Source organism: Enterobacter sp. FUJ80071 (assembly GCF_038739915.1).
In the GTDB taxonomy this organism is placed as follows: domain Bacteria; phylum Pseudomonadota; class Gammaproteobacteria; order Enterobacterales; family Enterobacteriaceae; genus Enterobacter; species Enterobacter kobei.
Genome location: NZ_JBBXKH010000002.1, coordinates 126,593 through 145,810 on the forward strand (window position 1 = coordinate 126,593; position 19,218 = coordinate 145,810).

The following is a 19,218-nucleotide window of genomic DNA, read 5'->3' on the forward strand; positions in this document are numbered from 1 at the left end:
GTAGCAAAGTTGTAATGTCCGATAATGGCTAAGTTAAGATGTCCGGCGTGTATAATCAAGTAAGGATTACCATGACGGCTCTCGCAGCGGAGTTTTTCACATTGGATGAAGTTAACCGACTCAAAATCATTCAGGATGTCATCGACCGGCGTCTGACAACACAAATGGCAGCTCAGCGGCTTGGTATCTCCGACCGTCAGTGCCGTCGTCTGCTTGCGCGTTATCGTGAAGATGGTCCGATTGGCATGACCAGCCGCCGTCGTGGTAAATCCAGTAACAACCAGTTGCCTCAGGGACTGGCCGCATACGCGCTGAACATTATTCGCGAACGCTATAACGATTTCGGTCCGACGCTGGCCTGTGAAAAACTGTCTGAGGTGCACGGTGTTCATCTTTCCAAAGAAACCGTCCGTAAGCTGATGACTCAGGCCAGTCTGTGGGTCCCACGTAAGCAACGTGCGCCAAAAATTCAGCAACCTCGTTACCGCCGTGCCTGTGCCGGTGAACTCATACAAATCGACGGCTGCGACCACCACTGGTTTGAAAATCGGGGACCTAAGTGTACGGCACTGGTTTACGTTGATGACGCAACCAGTCGTTTAATGCAGCTTCTTTTCGTGAAATCTGAGTCTACTTTCACCTATTTTGAAGCGACCCGGGGCTATATTGAAAAACATGGCAAACCGCTTGCGCTGTACAGCGACAAAGCCAGCGTATTCAGGATCAACAATAAAAATGCAACCGGCGGCGACGGCGATACCCAGTTTGGCCGTGCGATGCATGAACTGAACATTCAGACCATTTGTGCAGAAACCAGTGCTGCCAAAGGCCGCGTTGAACGGGCGCACCTGACGCTTCAGGACCGACTGGTCAAGGAGCTCAGGCTCCAGGGCATCAGTTCCATGGAAGCTGCGAACGCATTTGCCGAAGAGTTCATGAACGATTACAACCGTCGTTTCGCAAAAGCGCCTCGCCAGGCGTTTGATGTTCATCGGGAACTGGATGTCGATGACGATCTTGATATGGTATTTAACTGGCGTGAAGCTCGTAAAGTGTCGAAATCACTCACAGTGCAATACGACAAAGTCCTTTATCTGATTGAAGACAGCGAATTCAGTCGTCGGGCGATTGGTAAATACATCGATGTCTGGCATTACCCGGATGGACATAAAGAGCTCCGGCTTAATGGCGTATCACTTCCCTACTCCACCTATGACAAGCTTTCTGAAATCGATCAGGGGGCCATTGTGGATAACAAACGTCTGGGGCGGGCCCTGGAAATGGCGCAGCTGGTCCAGGCCGAGCGGGATAATAACCGGTCGCAATCCGTACCATCCGGAGACGGCCCTTCTCGCAGGCGTAAAGCTCCCACGACGAAGAAATCCCAGCGTTCCCTGGATCAGGACGATATGTTCAATGCCCTGGTGAAACTTCAGTCACGCTCTGAAGAGATATTTGGGAAGAAACCGATTTAAAGCCCGGTAATCCATCCGGGCATGCCTGGCTGTCAGATTTTGGCCTGATTGACCCGTGCCGCGAGCTCCTGATGACTCTCTTTCCTTTCGCTGTAGCGGTCGGACAGGTAGGCTGTGTGCCCTTTCAGGAGTAACGTCATTTTGAACAACTCTTCGGTAACGTCGACAATCCTGTCATACCAGGGTGAGGGTTTCATGCGCCCTTCATCATCAAATTCCTGCCATGCCTTTGGCACTGACGACTGATTGGGGATGGTGAACATCCGCATCCAGCGGCCAAGTATCCGCATCTGATTGACCGTGTTAAACGACTGTGAACCACCACAAACCTGCATGACGGCCAGCGTTTTACCCTGGGAAGGACGAACAGCACCTTCACTCAGGGGTATCCAGTCAATCTGGGCCTTCATCACCGAGCTCATGGCGCCATGTCTTTCCGGAGAACTCCAGACCATTCCGTCACACCACCTGACCAGCTCGCGGAGTTCAAGCACTTTGGGGTGACTTTCGGGCGCATCATCGGGTAACGGCAGACCGGATGGGTTAAATATTTTCACCTCAGCCCCCATCTTTGCCAGCAACCGCCCGGCCTCTTCCGCTGCAAAACGACTGTAGGACCGCTCTCGTACTGAACCGTACAGGATGAGAATTCGCGGCATGGTTTCGTTGTTGCCCGTAAGTTTGCTGGCAAGCGCATCATCAAAATAAGCCGGTTCGATTGCTGGTAAGTCGGTCATAAAAAATCTCCATTTCATAAGCTATGCTTTAAAAGTTATCACATATGAAATACCATATGTATTGTTATTTTTTTACGAGGTTAAGCATGCTACAGCCTGTTCAGCTTTTTAAACTGCTCGCCGACGAGACCCGTTCAACTATCGTGATGCTTCTCAGGGAGTCCGGTGAAATGTGCGTCTGTGACATCTGTGCGGCAACCGCAGAGTCTCAGCCAAAAATTTCTCGCCATATGGCCCTTTTACGTGAAGCCGAGCTGGTCATCGACCGTCGCGAAGGAAAATGGGTGCATTACCGACTGTCGCCACACATGCCAGCATGGGCTGCGGGTATTATTGATACAGCCTGGAACTGTGAACGAGAAAACATACGCAACAAGCTCAGTAGCGTGGCATCTGTCTCCTGCTGATGGCGATATATATATCCGAATAAACAAATGTGAATGGAGTTTCTGATGTTACTGGCTGGTGCTATCTTTTTATTCACGCTCGTCCTGGTTATCTGGCAACCCAGAGGGCTGGGGATTGGCTGGAGTGCCTCACTGGGCGCAATTCTGGCATTGCTGACTGGCGTCGTTCATCTGGGGGATATTCCGGTGGTCTGGCAGATAGTGTGGAATGCGACCGCCACCTTTATCGCCGTGATCATCATCAGTCTTCTGCTCGACGAATCCGGCTTCTTTGAATGGGCCGCGCTGCACGTTGCCCGTTGGGGGAATGGCCGGGGGCGGCTGCTCTTCACCTGGATCGTCCTGCTTGGTGCGATGGTTGCGGCACTGTTTGCCAACGACGGTGCGGCACTGATCCTGACACCTATCGTTATCGCGATGCTGCTGGCGCTGGGATTCAGCCGGGGAGCAACCTTAGCGTTTATCATGGCCGCAGGGTTTATCGCTGACACGGCAAGCCTGCCACTGATTGTCTCAAACCTGGTGAATATCGTCTCGGCGGATTTCTTTAAGCTTGGTTTCTCAGAATATGCCGCCGTGATGGTCCCGGTTAACCTGGCCGCGATTGCGGCTACGCTGGTGATGCTGCATCTGTTTTTCCGTAAGGACATTCCCGCCGTTTACGACGTTTCTCTGTTGAAAGAACCGAAAGACGCTATACGTGATGTGAATACCTTTAAAACCGGCTGGCTGGTTCTGGTGTTGCTTCTGGTGGGATTCTTCGGACTGGAGCCGCTGGGCGTACCGGTCAGTTTGGTCGCAGCCGCTGGTGCATTGCTTCTGTTTGCTGTTGCGAAAAAAGGGCATGCCATTAACACCGGTAAGGTGCTGCGTGGTGCGCCCTGGCAAATCGTTATCTTCTCGCTGGGGATGTACCTGGTGGTCTACGGCTTACGAAATGCCGGTCTGACCCACTATCTCTCTTCCTTGCTGAATCAGCTGGCAGAGCAGGGATTGTGGGCGGCAACGCTGGGTACGGGCTTCCTGACGGCCTTCCTGTCATCAGTGATGAACAATATGCCGACCGTGCTGGTCGGGGCGCTGTCGATTGATGGCAGCACAGCGACCGGTGTTATCAAAGAAGCGATGATTTACGCCAACGTCATCGGCAGCGACCTGGGGCCAAAAATTACCCCTATCGGCAGTCTGGCAACGTTACTGTGGCTGCACGTTCTGTCGCAGAAAAATATCAAAATTACCTGGGGATATTACTTCCGGGTGGGCATTGTCATGACAATCCCCGTGCTGTTTGTCACGCTTGCAGCACTGGCGCTTCGTCTGTCTTTCACTTTGTAATGAGATACTGATATGAGCAACATTACCATTTATCACAACCCGGCCTGCGGCACGTCACGCAATACCCTTGAAATGATCCGCAACAGCGGTACAGAGCCGACCGTTATTCATTATCTTGAAACCCCACCATCACGAGCTGAGCTGGTAAAACTCATTGCGGATATGGGGATCACGGTACGAGCGCTGCTGCGTAAGAATGTCGAACCTTTTGAAGCGTTAGGGCTGGCGGAAGACCGCTTTACTGACGAGCAGTTAATCGATTTTATGTTGCAGCACCCTGTTCTGATCAATCGCCCTATCGTGGTAACGCCGCTGGGTACCCGGCTATGCCGCCCTTCTGAAGTCGTGCTGGATATTCTTCCCGATGCGCAGAAAAGCGCGTTCACGAAAGAGGACGGTGAGAAGGTAGTTGATGAAAAAGGTAACCGGCTGAACTAAACGTGTTCTTGTGACGAAGGGCGAGAGAACTCGCCCTTTTTTATTTAAGATAATCAGTGCTAACGGAGGATAAGAAGCGGTTGTTGCGTCTTTTGCAGCATTTCGGAGGTATGACTACCGATAAAGAACTGCCGCAACCTGGAATGACCGTAGGCCCCCATCACTATCAGATCGACAGCATTTTCCTCGGCGTAACGAATAAGCGCGTCCCCGACTGATTGCCCGGTAAGATGTGTTGTGCTGTTTTCTATATCCGCGTCACGTAAAATTTGCTGTGCGGTCAGCAGCTCTTCCTTCTTACCGTTTACCATGACAAGGTGGCACTCCAGCCCCCTGAGTAAGGGACTCATCGTCAGACGTTCCAGGTTACTCCTGCTTTCTTCACTGCCATCATAAGCCAGCATGACTCTGGAAGGCACTGAGTAGTTCTCCGGAACAACCAGTAGGGGTTTCTTTTGCAGGCGAATAACGCTTTCCAGATGAGAGCCTACCGGATGCTGGCTACCCCGACGCCCCAGCACCATGAGACGAAGGTCGCTCAGCTCTGCCAGAACTTCATCCGGTGTACCGTGTTTTTGCATCAAAAGCACATCCGGGCTTCCCTGTTTTTGAAGCAGTTCAGCACAACTTTCCAGTATTGCTTTCCCCTGGGCCATCAGCAGGCGATTACGTTGCCCTTCAATTTCTACCAGCTCATCGGTCAGCAATTGCTGACTGTCTATGCCGAGAGTGCCGGTCAGGTCTGACACTACCGGGGTGCTGTCTTTTTCGATAACGTGCAACAGTGCTAGCTGTGATTGCAAAGTGCGGGCTGCCCACGCCGCATATTCACACACTGACCGCGTTGAAAGTGAACCGTCCACACAGGCTGTAACAGTATTATTCATAGTTTTCCCTCCAGTCTGTTAATGACCGCCCATCAGTTTTTCGACTTCTTCAGGTTTATCGTGAACACCAAACCGGTCAACGATGGTGCGGGTGGCTTCATTCATCCCACGTATTTCAACCCCGGCGCCCTCTCTACGGAACTTAATGACCACCTTATCCAGGGCGCTGACGGACGTGATGTCCCAGAAATGGGCATGTGAAACGTCTATCACCACATTCTCAATCGCTTCACGGAAATCAAAGTGGCTCGTAAAGCGGTCTGCTGATGCAAAGAATACCTGGCCGGTGACGGTATACGTCCGGCTCGTCCCCTCCAGAACTGAGGTTACACGCATGAACCGGGATACTTTAGTGGCAAAATTGAGCGAAGCAATCAGTACACCGGTCAGCACACCGAAGGCCAGATTATGTGTTGCCACCACAACCGCGACGGTGGCAAGCATGACCACGCTGGTTGAAAGGGGGTGTGTCCGCAGGTTGGCAATGGAGCGCCAGGAGAATGTCCCGATGGAAACCATAATCATCACCGCGACCAGCGCTGCCATCGGAATTTGGGAGACCCAGTTGCGCAGGAACACAATCAGGCAAAGCAGCACCACGCCCGCCGTGAGGGTTGAAAGTCGTCCGCGTCCACCGGATTTTACGTTGATAACAGATTGCCCAATCATCGCGCAGCCTGCCATTCCTCCGATAAAGGATGTGCAGATGTTCGCGATGCCCTGAGCTTTGCACTCCCTGTTTTTGTCGCTTGGCGTGTCGGTCATGTCATCCACGATAGTGGCGGTCATCATCGACTCAAGCAGGCCAACCACCGCAAGCCCCGCAGAATATGGCAGGATGATGAGCAGCGTCTGAAGATTTAAAGGCACGTCCGGGAGCAGGAAGACCGGCAGACTGTCGGGAAGTTTCCCCATATCCCCGACGGTTCGCACATCCAGATGCAGCCACATGGCAATCCCAGTCAGCACCACGATGCACACAAGCGGTGAAGGAATGGTTTTGTTGATATAAGGGAAGAGATAGATGATCCCCAGCCCTGCCGCAGTCATGGCATAAACATGCCATGTCACATTGGTCAGCTCAGGCAACTGGGCCATAAAAATCAGTATTGCCAGTGCATTAACAAACCCCGTGACCACTGAGCGTGAAACAAAACGCATCAGCCCGCCAAGCTTCAGATATCCGGCTATCAGCTGGAATACCCCGGTCAGTATGGAGGCAGCCAGTAAATACTGTAAGCCATGATCTTTCACCAGCGTCACCATCAGGAGAGCCATTGCACCGGTGGAGGACGAAATCATCGCCGGACGTCCGCCAAAGAAGGCCATAACGAGAGGAATACAGAACGCCGAGTAGAGGCCCACCTGGGGATCAACACCGGCGATAATGGAAAAGGCGATCGCTTCTGGAATGAGTGCGAGCGCGACAACAATACCGGCCAGAACGTCACCACGGACGTTACCCAGCCAGTCCTTACGCGTCGAGGACAGCAACATAGTAATTTCTCAGTTTTTAGATACAGTCAGCCCTGGAGGGCTACATTTTTACGTACGGTAAAGCACATCCGCAGACGGGATGTTATTGAGTGCGTGCTGAGGCTTGCTCAGTACGACAGAGGAAGGAAAAACTCAGGGTGGCGTAATACGCATAGCGGTTGTCAGATTCTCCATAGCGGATGTGTATATATTGTCGGCTCTGTTGTCAGGAAGAACTTACAGAACACGTCGCGTTTGAACATGAAACACTTCAAAGCAGCCCAATACTACAAATAAAGCGAATACGGGGTCAACCCAACAAGGTACTCAAACGAAGAGGTTAAGATGCGATTTTTATCCAGGAATTCAATATTATCAAAGGACATTTGAACTTTGCCCCACCCCGGACATCTCTACTTAGCTTTGACATAAGTTATTGATTCATATGTGGTTATTTTTTAACATTTACGTTTCACGTACTGATAGATTGCCTTTGAAGCCAACGCTGACCGTCATTCATCTTGATCAGGAATTTGGGCATCTTCTAAAAACACCTTTGTACGGTAATCATCTTTCCAGCCTAACCAAACTGAATCTTCACCACCGGAAGAAACAACTTTACGGTTTCCTGTGAGATTATCAGCCTGTTCTAAGCATATTGACTGCATATCAATGAGCAAATCAGCTTCTGCGACTTCCGTGCCGCCGATCGTTTCATAGCCGGAAATCAGAACAATTGCCTCAGGGTCTCTTTCGTTCAGCATGGCGATCAACTCTTTCACTTTCATTTTAAGATACCAGTAGTTTATTTGTGTGCATTGCTGATGGATTTTATAGTGCTGCCGACCTTTTTCAAGGTGCTTCCGTTGCTTCCAACGATCATGCTAACGACCTTGTTGTCTGACCTGGTATTGCCGTGGTCATCCTTTTAGAGAAATGCTCCAAAGATCAACATGGCGGCATAGGTTTTCCAGCTTGACCAATCAATCGTGGAACCAAGCAACAGATAGAATGCCAGGGCTACCAGCCCCAGCTTTACTACTAGCGCGATTATTATGGTGAAGATAGACTCATCGCGTTCGCCTTTAAGTATTTTATACCGCGTAATTAAACTGTCGTTTTTCATGTAGCATCCGTTATAGTTATTAAAGTCCTGCATTAGAAGTTGTTATTTGCCGAAGTTACCTTGTATGAGTTAACTGTGGATCCAAAAATACAAAATATAAGCTGTGCCAATTGAAAGGATTAGAAAAGCACAGTTACTAATAAAATCTACTAATGCTTGTAGCTTCTTTATTCTCACAATTGCTGGACCGTGTTCAGTAGAGGTACTACTCAGCCCTTTTGTTCTGGCACTCTCTGCTTTTCTGAAAAAATTGTAATGCAATCCTGACCGCAAGCAAAACCATGCCAAACCAGTCGTTATTACGATATTTATGTAGAAAGCATATTGAATCATTTGTTCAGTTTCGAAGCTTTCCATTGAAAACCCTTTGTTGAAATGTTGAATAAAATTATTTTTAGTAAATGTAAGCAATAAATAGAACGAATATTAATAGTGAAAGATGCAATGCCAACATCTGCTTATGATGCCTTATGAGGATTTCTTCCTTCGCATTCATTAAATCGTACATCTCATCAATATTTTTATTGCTGGTATATTCGAGACGTTCATCACGAAGTAATTTGAACTTTACCAATACGACAAGTGATTTAATAATAAAGCTCGTAAGCATAACAGTTATAGACAAAAATAAAAAATAGGCCAAATTCATATATCACTCCATGGAGATTAATAGAAAAATTTATAATAAGTAATCTCATAGAGCATTACTTGAATCTTCTTCCCATACTAAGGACTCACCGAGAAACTTAGTTAAAGATGATTTGGCATACTGTGGTTCGGAAAAAAAACGTGGGAACCAGCCGTCAAAGCTTTGGGTACCATTGTGACGATTTTCAGGCGAGACTGATAAGCGGTACCCGTCTTCGTAAGGTGAAATGCTAAATGTGTATCCATCATCTGTCTTTGAGATCAGCGTTTTGCATGTCATATGACTGTTTGCTCACAAAGTTACTTTTCTAAGATATCGAAAAGTGTGGATTAGATCATCATTCAGATAGTCTTTTCATCACAAACTTTCCTGCCCACATTATCACAATTATAAAGGTAATAAAACCGATCTGCTCCCAACGTAAATTGGTTTGCTGTTCGGAATCATCCAAATGAATTGCATAAATGTAACATCCGAAGGTAAGCGTGAGTGGAACAACAAGCATCCCTACCTTTTTAGTAATATTTCCAATAAACCACCAATAAAGAACCCAGGAAATAATAGAAGAATAAAAAATTGCTTCTGAAACTATCATATGTAACCTCTTGAATTAGTCGATGCTGTGGGTAAATAAACCCGGACCGTCAAATGATGCAATTGCAAAATATTTAGTAACCATGAATCCTTCGGTTATCTATTTCAGCCATGTATGCAGTAGGCTTTTTTAAGAGATAGATTGGTGAAACGACATTCGTTTTGACTTTATAAGCCAGAATGAAAACACCTGCGGAGCTTGCCATAAGTACCGCAAGAAGAATAGATACCGTTAACTCCTTTGGTGTTTGTATCACCGAAAGAAGAAACAATGCGCTTATGGCTGCAAAAATCCAGCAATATAATGATGCATCCATAAAACCAGCTACAACACTCGATCCAAAAAAAAACCAAAATAAACTTATTAAGATTACTGAGTTTTCATTCATGTCTGTTCCTTGTTATTACTAATTATATTATGCTTTATAGTTGACCGTCAGACTACCCACGGGTTTTGACGAACAAAGTCACGCACTCCATTTATACATGCTTTTGAGATGACTTCAAAATAAGGATGGTTTGATGGAATCATATTCCCGGTATTATCAAGAAGCATAATAGTCCCTAAAGACCGAACCAGTTGATATTCATTGAGCTTACGCTTTAGCAAAGTTTGCAATCTATAAATTGTCTCACCGGAACTGTTACCTTCGATACCTACAACAGAGACCGTACAGTTCACTTCCTGATTATCAGATTGATAATCGAACCAGTAATTTTCGTTGCAATTTCCTTTTTGCGCATGCTCAATTTTGCCAGGCCATTTTACCCATAAAGAAGAGTTGTTTTTAGATCGTAAGATCTGCTTCAGCGTTTCCAATGGATTTTTTTCATCAACCTCAGACCAGGCCGAAATAAATTCTTTCTGCATTGCCTTAGGGTCTATAACGGCAATGAAATCAAATTCCTCTTTATTGATAGAGTTGGCTCGATCTTTGAGATAAAACAGACCGAGTTTATATCCCTTTTCACTTTTCCAGTTTGCTCCCACAGGCTGATAGTCTGTATTTATAAACGGTTTGAAAGTGTGAGTGTCGGGAGAAAAAATTACTGAGGGTGCCAGCACCCGGCCTCGGTATCGTATTGGATTTACAAATATTTTTTCCCCGTCACATAACATTTCAATAATTGCTTTTGTCACAACTACTGAAATAGAAGGTCTACATGTATTTTGATTTATTTCCCCGAGGTGCGCCAAACTTCCATCCTCACTCTTCAACACCTTTGTAAGGCAAGTCGGGCAATACTGTTGATCTCTATAATAAACAGGCATGGTTAGACGACCGGAATCGTTTAGTACCAACTGAAGTAACGGATGAGGCTCTTTCATCATGGTTATTTCTTCCCTTTCACCTTTCTGGGCTTTTCGTTTGCCTGTCTCCACTGCCATGGTGGGACAGGGTTGGTGTCTGCCCATAACCCTTTTGCCTCCTTTTGTGCTGCGGATTCATATTTGATATAGCCAGGGACAATGGCGTTATCTTCGAACCGATAAACCCACGCATATCCACTGTCCACCATAGAGGCATTGATATCATATCCATCTAACCAGATGGTACCTAACATACGGCCATAGATATCCGTACCATGGTCTATCACGGTAACGATTTTAGTTGCTATAGCTGTGGTTAAGGCCTGTTTTGCTTTTTGGCCAAAAGCCTGTTTAGATTCAGGAGCGTCTATACCATACATCCGTATTTTGATGGTTGTGTTTTGAGCATCCAACGCAGTTATGGTGTCACCGTCAACAATCTTAACCACCTTTGCCTCAAAAGTTGTTGAGTTCCCCCAGGACGCCACTGGGAATACAACAATCATGATGGGCAAAAGTAACTTTGTAAAAAAAAACATCATTTCACCTGAATTTGTTGAGTACAGACATGTATCCACAAGCCTATTTACAGGCAGTATTTTAACAAGTCATTATTTCATGGGCGGGCTTAAAACCAATCTTTTTGCAACTTAAAGGCAGAATAATCACAATAAATTTAGAACCTGAACCAAAAAATAATCCAAATTAAGCGTGTTAATCTATCTCAAAGATATTATTCCTGAGAGAGTTTGGATGAAACGTTACACTCATGATCTTGAGACAGACCTGAATGATGTGGATAAAACACCATCTCTGATCCACAAAACTTTGTTAACAGCTTCGACTATTTATGACCTGAAATATCTGGCTCAGGTATTAAATGATGAAAATGGCAGTAATTGGTCCCGTGCATCCCTTAAACGTCAGGTTACATGCATACCTGAGCATTGTGATCTGAGTATCGCAGATGGACGCTATCTACAGACTTTAATACCTTCACGACCTGCTGATTATGAGGACAGGCACTTTAGCTTTATCGAGCTGTTTGCAGGGATAGGTGGACTGCGAAGCGGATTTGATGCCATCGGTGGTAAATGTCTTTTCACGAGCGAATGGAATACTTATTCCAGCCGTACTTACCGGGCGAACTGGTATTGCGATGAGAACGAGCACCGCTTCAATTCAGACATCCGTGACATCACTCTTAGCAACCGGCCCGAGGTTACTGATGACGAGGCATACAAATTTATCGATGCCTCTATCCCGGATCATGATGTTCTTCTTGCGGGATTTCCATGCCAGCCATTCAGCATCGCCGGTGTCAGTAAAAAGAACTCTATGGGTCGCAAACACGGTTTCGAGTGCGACACTCAGGGTACGCTCTTCTTTGATGTGGCCAGGATCATCCGGGCAAAACAACCTGCAATTTTTGTTCTGGAAAACGTAAAAAATCTGAAGAGTCACGATAAGGGTAATACCTTTAACATCATCATGAAAACGCTCGATGAGCTTGGCTACGACGTCGCAAACAGCGAAAGCACGGGCGCGGATGATCCTAAAGTCATCGATGGCCGTCATTTCCGACCCCAGCACCGTGAACGTATCGTCCTTATTGGTTTTCGCCGCGACCTACGTCTGAAAGACGGTTTTACTCTGAGAGACATTAAAGACTTTTATCCGGACAAGCGCCCTTCTCTCTCAGATTTACTGGATCCGAGCGTAGATAGTAAATACATCCTCTCCCCTAAACTCTGGGAGTACTTATACAACTATGCAAAGAAACATGCGGCAAAAGGCAATGGTTTTGGTTTTGGACTAGTAGATCCTTCCAATGTTAATAGTGTCACCAGAACCCTCTCAAGCCGCTATATGAAAGACGGATCTGAAATTCTTATTGATCGGGGCTGGTCTCATGAGCTGGGAGAAACTGATTTCCATAACACATACAACATGGACCGTCGGCCACGCATGCTAACGCCACGTGAATGCAGCAGGCTAATGGGCTTCGATAAACCCGGGGAAAGTGTTTTCCGTATCCCTGTGTCCAATACACAGGCTTACAGACAGTTTGGGAACTCCGTGGTCGTTGATGTCTTTGCGGCCGTCGCCAAACTGCTGAAGTCACGAATTGAATTTGCAGCCTCCCAGCGCTTGCGGCAGTTTTACGACGAAGTCAGCTGACCTGAGCTCCTTCATCAATTTAAATGCTTAAGATTGTTGTAATAATGTCAGAGGTCAACCATGACGTATTTCGAATCAGCTGAAGGTGAGACGGTATCTAAAGAACGAGCATTACAAGAACTGTCCAGGCATTGCGTTCCCGAAACAGATTTCGAAGAATTCTTTAGCGACATGGGCGTAAAGGAACAGTATGACGCTCAGGAAGTGTTGCTTTGGTTGGGATATTAAACTTCCTGTTTAGGAGACTACTATGAGCCAAAAATTCGCAGTGATGATTGCTTACGACGACGATCCAAACGTCAAAAGGTACTCACCTGACTTTCAAACGCAGGATGAGTTTGCTAAAGGGTGGCAGTCGGCTCTTAAAAAGGCACACCACACCTCAGGTCAAAAATCAGTCATCACCTGCGGATGTCGTGGAAAAGGAGAAAAGCGACTTTATGTTCGTGCTTTACCGAACGGTGATGCCTTTATTCTCGTCAAAGCCGCTAACACGGGCATTGAGCATGATCCTTCCTGTGTATTCTTCTCCCTTGATGCCCGGCATACCGGCCTGAAAGGATATGCGAGTGGTGTGGTCCGGATTACAACCGAAGGTGATATGGCTGTAAGGCTCGGTATCGGTATGACAGAGAAAGATCCTCCTGAAAAATCAGAAGTGCCTCCCCTGCCCCATGTTCAGCGACCAGAAGGAGGTCAGGCCTCAATGACCCTCCTGGGCTTGCTTAGTCTTTTGTGGACAGAGTCTGGTCTGAATGTCTGGTACCCGAAAATGGCAGGGAAACGTAACGATTCACTGGTACGGTATCGTCTGCTTGAAACCGCTAAACAAATTCGTACCGGCAGAGCCTGCATAGGTGACCATTTATTCATTGGTGTACCTGACCCGAAACAACCTGTCGCTCAGTCGCAAATTCAGCGTCTTTCATCACAGGCGATGAGTGATAAACGTCTCATGCTCCTGTCAGTTTTACCTCGCTACGATGCTGAAAAGCATGAGAAGCCACTTAAATTTTTACCCCTGCGGAATTTTGGGGGGCTACCGCTGATTTTTTTCAATTCAGAAGGCCATTGGGATAGCGTAAAGAAACGATTTTCATCGGAGTACGCAGCATGGAAATCCGGGGCGAAAATAGTTGTCTTTGCGTTGACGTCACCAGCTGCGGTAACCGGCAGAGGCCCTTCTGTAAGAGCTCATCAAATTGTGCTGATGCACGTTAGCGAGAACTGGATACCTCTGGACTCCTCCTATGAGGCGGTTGTTGCAGAAAAGCTGGATGCAGAGCACCGGCAGTACGTTAAGCCCATGCGTTATGATGCGAGTATTAGTGAGGTGTTCCCTGACTTCTACCTGCTCGACACAAAAAGCGATAAGCCGTTCCCGATGGAAGTATTTGGTATGGCCACTCCTGCTTATCTGGCCCGAAAGCAACTCAAAAAAGATTATTACAACCGTGAATATGGGCCTTATGGATGGTGGCACTGGGATGCGACCACAGCATCTGAAACTATGGTGCTGCCTCATTTTCCAGAATCACGTAAACCTCTTTCAACTGGCACACCTGCTTAAAATGGAGAAAAAATGTCATACATGCTTTCACTAAGCGAACAGACAAAACTGAACGCTTTCCTGTCAGGGATCCTTGATGATTACAAGACTGGGGTTATCACTCAGATACAAGCTGTTGGTAAAATCGGTAACGTGTTTTCTGCACTGGAAAGTGGAGACTCAAAAAAGGTAGTGCATTTGTTGACTGAAGGACGAAAACTCCTGCGGACGGGCTGAATGTCCGCAGAAGGTCTACTGTGCCAGGGGATGCAGAGAAGTCTATCAACCTGGCTTCATTTATCATGATGTTTTTCTACTACGCGGCTGTTTTGACTTTCCAGTACCTCCCCCTGCCATTGCACCAGTCAATGTATCAATGGTGCCTTTCAGGGATTCTGAGATTGTTTTCTCTGCCTCCAGGGTAGCTTCCAGCTTCATTACTTTGGACTGGAGCGTTTTTAATTCACTGCTTTGTTCAGCCACTTCCGCTTCATAGCCCTGGCTGACCAAAGTTACTTTTTTCAGGTCGGCGCTCAGCGACTCGTTTAGTTTATGGAGTTCAGTAAGCTCGGCATTCACCGCCACCAGGTCACCCTCCTTCCCGGACAGTGCACTTTTCAGCTCAGCACAGAGGTTCTGTGCAGCAATCAATTCCTGTTCAAACCTGTCCCTCTCTGCCTTTGTATCTGACACAGTCTGACTTAACTGGTCGCATTGTCTGGAAAGACCGGCATTATCAGAACGCTGAGTGTTGATCTCTTCGTTCAGCTTTTTTTGATATTCAAGGTGACCAGCGATCTCTGTTTTACGTTCAGCCAGTTGCTGGGAGAGTGAGTCATTTGACTGCTGTGCGAGGCTTAATTCATGCCGTGTGCTATCTAACTGGTGATGGCAGGTTTCGAGTTCTGCTTCGGCAACATTCAGCCTTGTTTCTAACTCCTTGACGGTACTGTCCCGGATCTCTAATCGACCCTGTAGCGCCTGATTCTCAAGTTTCAGCTCATCCATATCGGTAGCGCTTTGCTCAAGCCGCTGTAAAAGCTGCGTTACCTCCTCCTCCAGCTGCATGCTACGTGCTTCAGCTTTTTTAACACTATCACTCTGTATTGCGGTATAGCTTCTACGGTAGTGCCAGGTGATGTACGAGATAATATCGCCGAGTGCAACCTTCACCTCATCGGGTATATCCAGGTAACGGGCCTCTTCAGGAACCTCTTTAACATACTTCTGGTACTCAGCGAACATCTCCTGTGACCTTGCAAACGAGCCGCCAACAGCGTTTCTGAGCCAGTGAACTTTGAAGCTCAGATCGATATTTTCCGGGTTAATTTTTTTCTCTTCGCACAGACGTTCGATTGCATTGAAGTAATCGATCATCGCAATAGATGAGTACCTTGAACGACCCATTTCCTTTGATTTTTCTGTGGATTCGCTGCGGATGTCATTCTGCACCTCTGGCGAGGTAGCATCGTTCAGGCTTTTTTCTTTATCGTTTTCGATCATCATTTTTTTCCTGCGGCCGGAAGCTGGTTTGCAAAATATATGCTGATAAGATCGTTCAGAGCATTCAGAAGCGAGATACTGTCGATACAAATATGAACGTTTCCATTCTCAAACAGGCGACACCGCCAGCCATTCTCATCGCAGACCTCGCCTGTGAAATCTGTATTTCTCATGGCCGTCAGCCTGTCGACCATACTCAGCCCACCGCCGGTTGCAGGTGTTGGAGTATCAGAACAGATGCATACAATATTCTCAAAGTCGCGTAAACAAAAGTGATTGTCCTGCGAGAAACCGTTGTACCTCAGTACGTTCACACCAGGAAAAATCCCCCGAAGAACAAGCTTTTTCGGCATTGTATATTGCCGTGCATTGCTTTTAAAACTTCGGTCAAGCTTGTTGAGAACATCAACGAAACCTTCTGCAAGCGTGTCTCGTCTGTTAGCCAGTGCATGCTGTAATGTTCCCTTAACAATCTCCAGGGAAGCGACGGGCGGATCCGTACGTAGGGATTCGTTAAAGGCTTCTTTTTGCTTATGGTTCCAGTACCGGTCCATACCTATTTCTTCAAAGAGCCTTTTCCACGTTTTACGGTCAATTTCCTTACGCCCCTCCTCGATGGTGCGATCCAGTGACGACGGAAGACCAAATGCGTTGGGCTGCATAATTCTGCTGGTGAAGAGAGAGAGACCGCACAGTTCCGACGCTTCCGAGATTAACCGCATCCCTTCTTCGAATTTCTGCATGGCCATATCCCGGGCGCTGATGAGCTGCCCTGTCCGGCTCGCCGGTACTGGCTCAGAACCCTGGTTTTGAGTCATTTTACACTCCATTTTGGTATGTCAGAACATTTTGATTTGAGCAAAGGTAGGTGTACACAGACATTAAAGTTGTCTCCTTTAACATGAAAAAGACTTTAAAGTTGTCTACTTCTTCAGATAGACCTACTTAACAGGATACTAAGTAGGTCATCTCCTTTCTCGCGTAGCATCTCTCGACGTTCACAGCAGAGGACACGTTTCAAAATGTCATCCAAAATTTTTTTCCATTATCTGACGTTGGGTGATTTTGATGGTCAGCGAGTAGAGGCTTTAACAATGTGGGTTGCCCTGAGCAAAGTAAGGGAAGTAGATGTACCAGAAATGTACGCGTTGCCTTGCATGAAGGGGGGCATCTTAAAGCTCATTGATTAAACAAACTCACTATGCCGCTACAAACAGCCCAAAACCGTCACTTGATAACGTGTTATTTAGATAAATTAATGCTCAGGGCTTTTAGCCAAACTGTCACTTGATGTAAGAATCCAGAACCTTCAGCACAACGTCCAGGTCTTCTTCTCGTTTCTGTTCTTCACTTTCATGAACAATATGTTCAGTCAAATGTCCTTTAATCACTTCACGCAATAAACCATTCACGGCACCACGTATGGCGGCTATTTGTTGCAGTACAGCGGCACATTCGTGAGGTTCATCAAGCATTTTTTTCAGCGCAGCAACCTGCCCCTGGATCTTGCTTGTACGTGCTTTCAGTTTTTGTTTATCGCGGATGGTATGTGACATGTGGGCTCTCACTCTCCTGGATATTTTATGTAACTATACCAGCGTTATTCTACTGGGGGGTAGTATATTTTACTGGGGGGAGTAGAATCCGGCCTACACTTAATAACCAAGAATGATTCTCATGAACGAATTTACGACACTTCTTCAGCAAGGCAACGCATGGTTTTTCATCCCCAGCGCCATTCTGCTTGGCGCGCTTCATGGACTGGAGCCCGGGCACTCCAAAACAATGATGGCAGCATTCATCATTGCTATAAAAGGCACCGTACGTCAGGCCGTGATGCTGGGTGTCGCGGCAACATTGTCGCACACTGCAGTCGTATGGCTGATTGCTTTTGGAGGGATGTATATCAGTAATAAATTTACCGCAGAATCAGCCGAACCCTGGCTACAGATGGTCTCTTCAGTGATCATCCTTGGTACGGCTTTTTGGATGTTCTGGCGAACCTGGAGCGGTGAGAAAAACTGGCTGGAGGGAATGCAGGAGAATGAACATCATCACCATGACGAAACAAGGTTGATCGATACTGGCCATGGAAAAGTTGAACTGTCCATTTTTGAAGAAGGACAACTTCCCCACTGGCGGCTACGCACTCTTAGTGGCCAAAGATGGGCTTCTGAAGATATCTCATTAACCACACTTCGGGAAAACAGTACGATCTCTCAGACTTTTGAATTTGTTGATCATGGTGATTATCTGGAGTCAACATCTCCCATCCCTGAGCCTCACAGTTTCAACGTACGTCTGTCTCTGGGACATCGTGGTCATGTCCATGACTATGATGTGGCGTTCGCTGAACACGACCATGACCATGACCACTCTGAGCTTGATGGGCTGGATGTGAATTCGAAAGAGTATCAGGACGCTCACGAACTGGCTCATGCCAATGACATAAAACGCCGCTTCGACGGGAAAGAAGTAACCAACGGGCAAATCCTGATATTTGGACTGACAGGAGGGCTTATCCCTTGCCCGGCAGCTATAACTGTATTGTTGATCTGCCTTCAGCTTAAAGCGCTTACGCTGGGTGCCACACTGGTTGTTTGTTTCAGTATCGGCCTGGCATTGACCCTCGTAACGGTTGGAGTGGGTGCGGCGATCAGCGTTCGTCAGGTCGCCAAACGCTGGAGTGGCTTCAATACCATCGCCAGAAGAGCCCCCTATATTTCAAGCGCCCTGATTGCTGCTGTTGGGATTTACATGGGTATACATGGCTGGAATGGGCGGTAATGACTCCAACTTATTGATAGTGTTTTATGTTCAGATAATGCCCGATGACTTTGTCATGCAGCTCCACCGATTTTGAGAACGACAGCGACTTCCGTCCCAGCCGTGCCAGGTGCTGCCTCAGATTCAGGTTATGCCGCTCAATTCGCTGCGTATATCGCTTGCTGATTACGTGCAGCTTTCCCTTCAGGCGGGATTCATACAGCGGCCAGCCATCCGTCATCCATATCACCACGTCAAAGGGTGACAGCAGGCTCATAAGACGCCCCAGCGTCGCCATCGTGCGTTCACCGAATACGTGCGCAACAACCGTCTTCCGGAGCCTGTCATACGCGTAAAACAGCCAGCGCTGGCGCGATTTAGCCCCGACGTATCCCCACTGTTCGTCCATTTCCGCGCAGACGATGACGTCACTGCCCGGCTGTATGCGCGAGGTTACCGACTGCGGCCTGAGTTTTTTAAATGGCGGAAAATCGTGTTGAGGCCAACGCCCATAATGCGGGCGGTTGCCCGGCATCCAACGCCATTCATGGCCATATCAATGATTTTCTGGTGCGTACCGGGTTGAGAAGCGGTGTAAGTGAACTGCAGTTGCCATGTTTTACGGCAGTGAGAGCAGAGATAGCGCTGATGTCCGGCAGTGCTTTTGCCGTTACGCACCACCCCGTCAGTAGCTGAACAGGAGGGACAGCTGATAGAAACAGAAGCCACTGGAGCACCTCAAAAACACCATCATACACTAAATCAGTAAGTTGGCAGCATCAC

Annotated in this window: 22 protein-coding genes; 9 read left to right on the plus strand and 13 right to left on the minus strand. The window is 47.4% G+C overall.

Annotated features, from left to right (window positions below; translation table 11 throughout):
• The first annotated feature begins 71 nt into the window (after nucleotides 1-71).
• On the plus strand, nucleotides 72-1,475 hold the full coding sequence (locus AAER43_RS23675; protein WP_000125668.1) for an ISNCY family transposase: 1,404 nt from the start codon (nucleotides 72-74) through the stop codon (nucleotides 1,473-1,475).
• A 32-nt stretch (nucleotides 1,476-1,507) separates the two neighbouring features.
• Here the strand turns inward: AAER43_RS23675 and arsH are convergent, their stop codons facing one another.
• The gene (gene arsH, locus AAER43_RS23680; RefSeq protein WP_000130816.1) at nucleotides 1,508-2,212 is read right to left on the minus strand and encodes an arsenical resistance protein ArsH; all 705 of its coding nucleotides are present in this window, start codon (nucleotides 2,210-2,212) and stop codon (nucleotides 1,508-1,510) included.
• Between the two features lie 86 nt (nucleotides 2,213-2,298).
• On the opposite strand from arsH, the gene AAER43_RS23685 reads away from it, so the two are divergent.
• From AAER43_RS23685 to arsC, 3 genes are read left to right on the plus strand one after another with little or no spacing between them, the layout of a single operon-like run.
• Nucleotides 2,299-2,619: a transcriptional regulator gene (locus AAER43_RS23685; protein ID WP_000941305.1), complete on the plus strand. Its 321-nt coding sequence runs from the start codon at nucleotides 2,299-2,301 to the stop codon at nucleotides 2,617-2,619.
• Between the two features lie 45 nt (nucleotides 2,620-2,664).
• Nucleotides 2,665-3,954, plus strand: a complete 1,290-nt coding sequence (locus AAER43_RS23690; RefSeq protein WP_000922628.1) for an arsenic transporter — start codon at nucleotides 2,665-2,667, stop codon at nucleotides 3,952-3,954.
• 12 nt (nucleotides 3,955-3,966) lie between these two features.
• Complete coding sequence (arsC, locus tag AAER43_RS23695; RefSeq protein WP_000065802.1) at nucleotides 3,967-4,392, plus strand: glutaredoxin-dependent arsenate reductase; 426 nt, start codon at nucleotides 3,967-3,969, stop codon at nucleotides 4,390-4,392.
• 59 nt (nucleotides 4,393-4,451) lie between these two features.
• Here the strand turns inward: arsC and AAER43_RS23700 are convergent, their stop codons facing one another.
• The 8 genes from AAER43_RS23700 to AAER43_RS23735 all read right to left on the minus strand — a co-directional run bounded on the left by AAER43_RS23700 (nucleotide 4,452) and on the right by AAER43_RS23735 (nucleotide 10,975).
• Nucleotides 4,452-5,279: a universal stress protein gene (locus AAER43_RS23700; RefSeq protein WP_001066652.1), complete on the minus strand. Its 828-nt coding sequence runs from the start codon at nucleotides 5,277-5,279 to the stop codon at nucleotides 4,452-4,454.
• Nucleotides 5,280-5,297: 18 nt separating this feature from the next.
• Nucleotides 5,298-6,776: a SulP family inorganic anion transporter gene (locus AAER43_RS23705; RefSeq protein WP_000927306.1), complete on the minus strand. Its 1,479-nt coding sequence runs from the start codon at nucleotides 6,774-6,776 to the stop codon at nucleotides 5,298-5,300.
• Nucleotides 6,777-7,267: 491 nt separating this feature from the next.
• Nucleotides 7,268-7,543, minus strand: coding sequence for a hypothetical protein (locus AAER43_RS23710; RefSeq protein WP_000864986.1), 276 nt, complete (start codon nucleotides 7,541-7,543; stop codon nucleotides 7,268-7,270).
• A gap of 140 nt (nucleotides 7,544-7,683) precedes the next feature.
• Nucleotides 7,684-7,881: a hypothetical protein gene (locus AAER43_RS23715; protein ID WP_001371914.1), complete on the minus strand. Its 198-nt coding sequence runs from the start codon at nucleotides 7,879-7,881 to the stop codon at nucleotides 7,684-7,686.
• Nucleotides 7,882-8,867: 986 nt separating this feature from the next.
• Nucleotides 8,868-9,125, minus strand: a complete 258-nt coding sequence (locus AAER43_RS23720) for a hypothetical protein (protein ID WP_000637193.1) — start codon at nucleotides 9,123-9,125, stop codon at nucleotides 8,868-8,870.
• A 73-nt stretch (nucleotides 9,126-9,198) separates the two neighbouring features.
• Nucleotides 9,199-9,513, minus strand: a complete 315-nt coding sequence (locus tag AAER43_RS23725; protein ID WP_001005009.1) for a hypothetical protein — start codon at nucleotides 9,511-9,513, stop codon at nucleotides 9,199-9,201.
• Between the two features lie 47 nt (nucleotides 9,514-9,560).
• Nucleotides 9,561-10,457, minus strand: a complete 897-nt coding sequence (locus AAER43_RS23730) for a hypothetical protein (RefSeq protein ID WP_000975181.1) — start codon at nucleotides 10,455-10,457, stop codon at nucleotides 9,561-9,563.
• Between the two features lie 2 nt (nucleotides 10,458-10,459).
• Nucleotides 10,460-10,975 carry a thermonuclease family protein gene (locus AAER43_RS23735; protein WP_000464825.1) on the minus strand — a complete coding sequence of 172 codons (516 nt, stop codon included), beginning with the start codon at nucleotides 10,973-10,975 and terminating at the stop codon, nucleotides 10,460-10,462.
• Between the two features lie 214 nt (nucleotides 10,976-11,189).
• Between AAER43_RS23735 and AAER43_RS23740 the strand changes: the two genes are divergently transcribed.
• From AAER43_RS23740 to AAER43_RS23755, 4 genes are read left to right on the plus strand one after another with little or no spacing between them, the layout of a single operon-like run.
• A complete protein-coding gene (locus tag AAER43_RS23740; RefSeq protein WP_087878311.1) occupies nucleotides 11,190-12,617 on the plus strand; it encodes a DNA cytosine methyltransferase in 1,428 nt (475 codons plus the stop codon).
• Between the two features lie 60 nt (nucleotides 12,618-12,677).
• Entirely contained in the window at nucleotides 12,678-12,845 is a 168-nt protein-coding gene (locus AAER43_RS23745; protein WP_000220758.1) for a hypothetical protein, read from the plus strand.
• Nucleotides 12,846-12,867: 22 nt separating this feature from the next.
• Complete coding sequence (locus tag AAER43_RS23750; RefSeq protein ID WP_000078513.1) at nucleotides 12,868-14,187, plus strand: DUF1173 family protein; 1,320 nt, start codon at nucleotides 12,868-12,870, stop codon at nucleotides 14,185-14,187.
• Nucleotides 14,188-14,199: 12 nt separating this feature from the next.
• On the plus strand, nucleotides 14,200-14,403 hold the full coding sequence (locus AAER43_RS23755) for a hypothetical protein (protein ID WP_000121164.1): 204 nt from the start codon (nucleotides 14,200-14,202) through the stop codon (nucleotides 14,401-14,403).
• Between the two features lie 63 nt (nucleotides 14,404-14,466).
• Here the strand turns inward: AAER43_RS23755 and AAER43_RS23760 are convergent, their stop codons facing one another.
• The 3 genes from AAER43_RS23760 to rcnR form a co-directional block, all read right to left on the minus strand.
• Entirely contained in the window at nucleotides 14,467-15,669 is a 1,203-nt protein-coding gene (locus AAER43_RS23760) for a hypothetical protein (protein WP_000571923.1), read from the minus strand.
• Entirely contained in the window at nucleotides 15,669-16,487 is an 819-nt protein-coding gene (locus AAER43_RS23765; protein WP_000193207.1) for a DUF4942 domain-containing protein, read from the minus strand. Before AAER43_RS23765 ends, AAER43_RS23760 begins: the two co-directional genes overlap by 1 nt.
• A 465-nt stretch (nucleotides 16,488-16,952) precedes the next feature.
• Nucleotides 16,953-17,225, minus strand: coding sequence for a Ni(II)/Co(II)-binding transcriptional repressor RcnR (rcnR, locus tag AAER43_RS23770; RefSeq protein WP_000019951.1), 273 nt, complete (start codon nucleotides 17,223-17,225; stop codon nucleotides 16,953-16,955).
• A 121-nt stretch (nucleotides 17,226-17,346) separates the two neighbouring features.
• On the opposite strand from rcnR, the gene AAER43_RS23775 reads away from it, so the two are divergent.
• Nucleotides 17,347-18,456, plus strand: coding sequence for a nickel/cobalt efflux protein RcnA (locus tag AAER43_RS23775; protein ID WP_087878313.1), 1,110 nt, complete (start codon nucleotides 17,347-17,349; stop codon nucleotides 18,454-18,456).
• Between the two features lie 10 nt (nucleotides 18,457-18,466).
• Here AAER43_RS23775 and AAER43_RS23780 read toward each other — a convergent pair.
• Nucleotides 18,467-19,164, minus strand: a protein-coding gene (locus tag AAER43_RS23780; RefSeq protein ID WP_095033700.1) for an IS1-like element IS1B family transposase whose coding sequence is annotated in 2 segments (ribosomal slippage) — nucleotides 18,467-18,915 and nucleotides 18,915-19,164 — 699 coding nt in all. Because the reading frame shifts where the segments join, the coding sequence is not laid out codon by codon here.
• Nucleotides 19,165-19,218 lie beyond the last annotated feature (54 nt).

Bases quoted from the DNA above. Each gene is read 5' to 3' on its own strand.
- AAER43_RS23675 (WP_000125668.1), top strand. From the start codon at position 72: ATGACGGCTCTCGCAGCGGAGTTTTTCACATTGGATGAAGTTAACCGA.
- arsH (WP_000130816.1), bottom strand. From the start codon at position 2,212: ATGACCGACTTACCAGCAATCGAACCGGCTTATTTTGATGATGCGCTT.
- AAER43_RS23685 (WP_000941305.1), top strand. From the start codon at position 2,299: ATGCTACAGCCTGTTCAGCTTTTTAAACTGCTCGCCGACGAGACCCGT.
- AAER43_RS23690 (WP_000922628.1), top strand. From the start codon at position 2,665: ATGTTACTGGCTGGTGCTATCTTTTTATTCACGCTCGTCCTGGTTATC.
- arsC (WP_000065802.1), top strand. From the start codon at position 3,967: ATGAGCAACATTACCATTTATCACAACCCGGCCTGCGGCACGTCACGC.
- AAER43_RS23700 (WP_001066652.1), bottom strand. From the start codon at position 5,279: ATGAATAATACTGTTACAGCCTGTGTGGACGGTTCACTTTCAACGCGG.
- AAER43_RS23705 (WP_000927306.1), bottom strand. From the start codon at position 6,776: ATGTTGCTGTCCTCGACGCGTAAGGACTGGCTGGGTAACGTCCGTGGT.
- AAER43_RS23710 (WP_000864986.1), bottom strand. From the start codon at position 7,543: ATGAAAGTGAAAGAGTTGATCGCCATGCTGAACGAAAGAGACCCTGAG.
- AAER43_RS23715 (WP_001371914.1), bottom strand. From the start codon at position 7,881: ATGAAAAACGACAGTTTAATTACGCGGTATAAAATACTTAAAGGCGAA.
- AAER43_RS23720 (WP_000637193.1), bottom strand. From the start codon at position 9,125: ATGATAGTTTCAGAAGCAATTTTTTATTCTTCTATTATTTCCTGGGTT.
- AAER43_RS23725 (WP_001005009.1), bottom strand. From the start codon at position 9,513: ATGAATGAAAACTCAGTAATCTTAATAAGTTTATTTTGGTTTTTTTTT.
- AAER43_RS23730 (WP_000975181.1), bottom strand. From the start codon at position 10,457: ATGATGAAAGAGCCTCATCCGTTACTTCAGTTGGTACTAAACGATTCC.
- AAER43_RS23735 (WP_000464825.1), bottom strand. From the start codon at position 10,975: ATGTTTTTTTTTACAAAGTTACTTTTGCCCATCATGATTGTTGTATTC.
- AAER43_RS23740 (WP_087878311.1), top strand. From the start codon at position 11,190: ATGAAACGTTACACTCATGATCTTGAGACAGACCTGAATGATGTGGAT.
- AAER43_RS23745 (WP_000220758.1), top strand. From the start codon at position 12,678: ATGACGTATTTCGAATCAGCTGAAGGTGAGACGGTATCTAAAGAACGA.
- AAER43_RS23750 (WP_000078513.1), top strand. From the start codon at position 12,868: ATGAGCCAAAAATTCGCAGTGATGATTGCTTACGACGACGATCCAAAC.
- AAER43_RS23755 (WP_000121164.1), top strand. From the start codon at position 14,200: ATGTCATACATGCTTTCACTAAGCGAACAGACAAAACTGAACGCTTTC.
- AAER43_RS23760 (WP_000571923.1), bottom strand. From the start codon at position 15,669: ATGATCGAAAACGATAAAGAAAAAAGCCTGAACGATGCTACCTCGCCA.
- AAER43_RS23765 (WP_000193207.1), bottom strand. From the start codon at position 16,487: ATGACTCAAAACCAGGGTTCTGAGCCAGTACCGGCGAGCCGGACAGGG.
- rcnR (WP_000019951.1), bottom strand. From the start codon at position 17,225: ATGTCACATACCATCCGCGATAAACAAAAACTGAAAGCACGTACAAGC.
- AAER43_RS23775 (WP_087878313.1), top strand. From the start codon at position 17,347: ATGAACGAATTTACGACACTTCTTCAGCAAGGCAACGCATGGTTTTTC.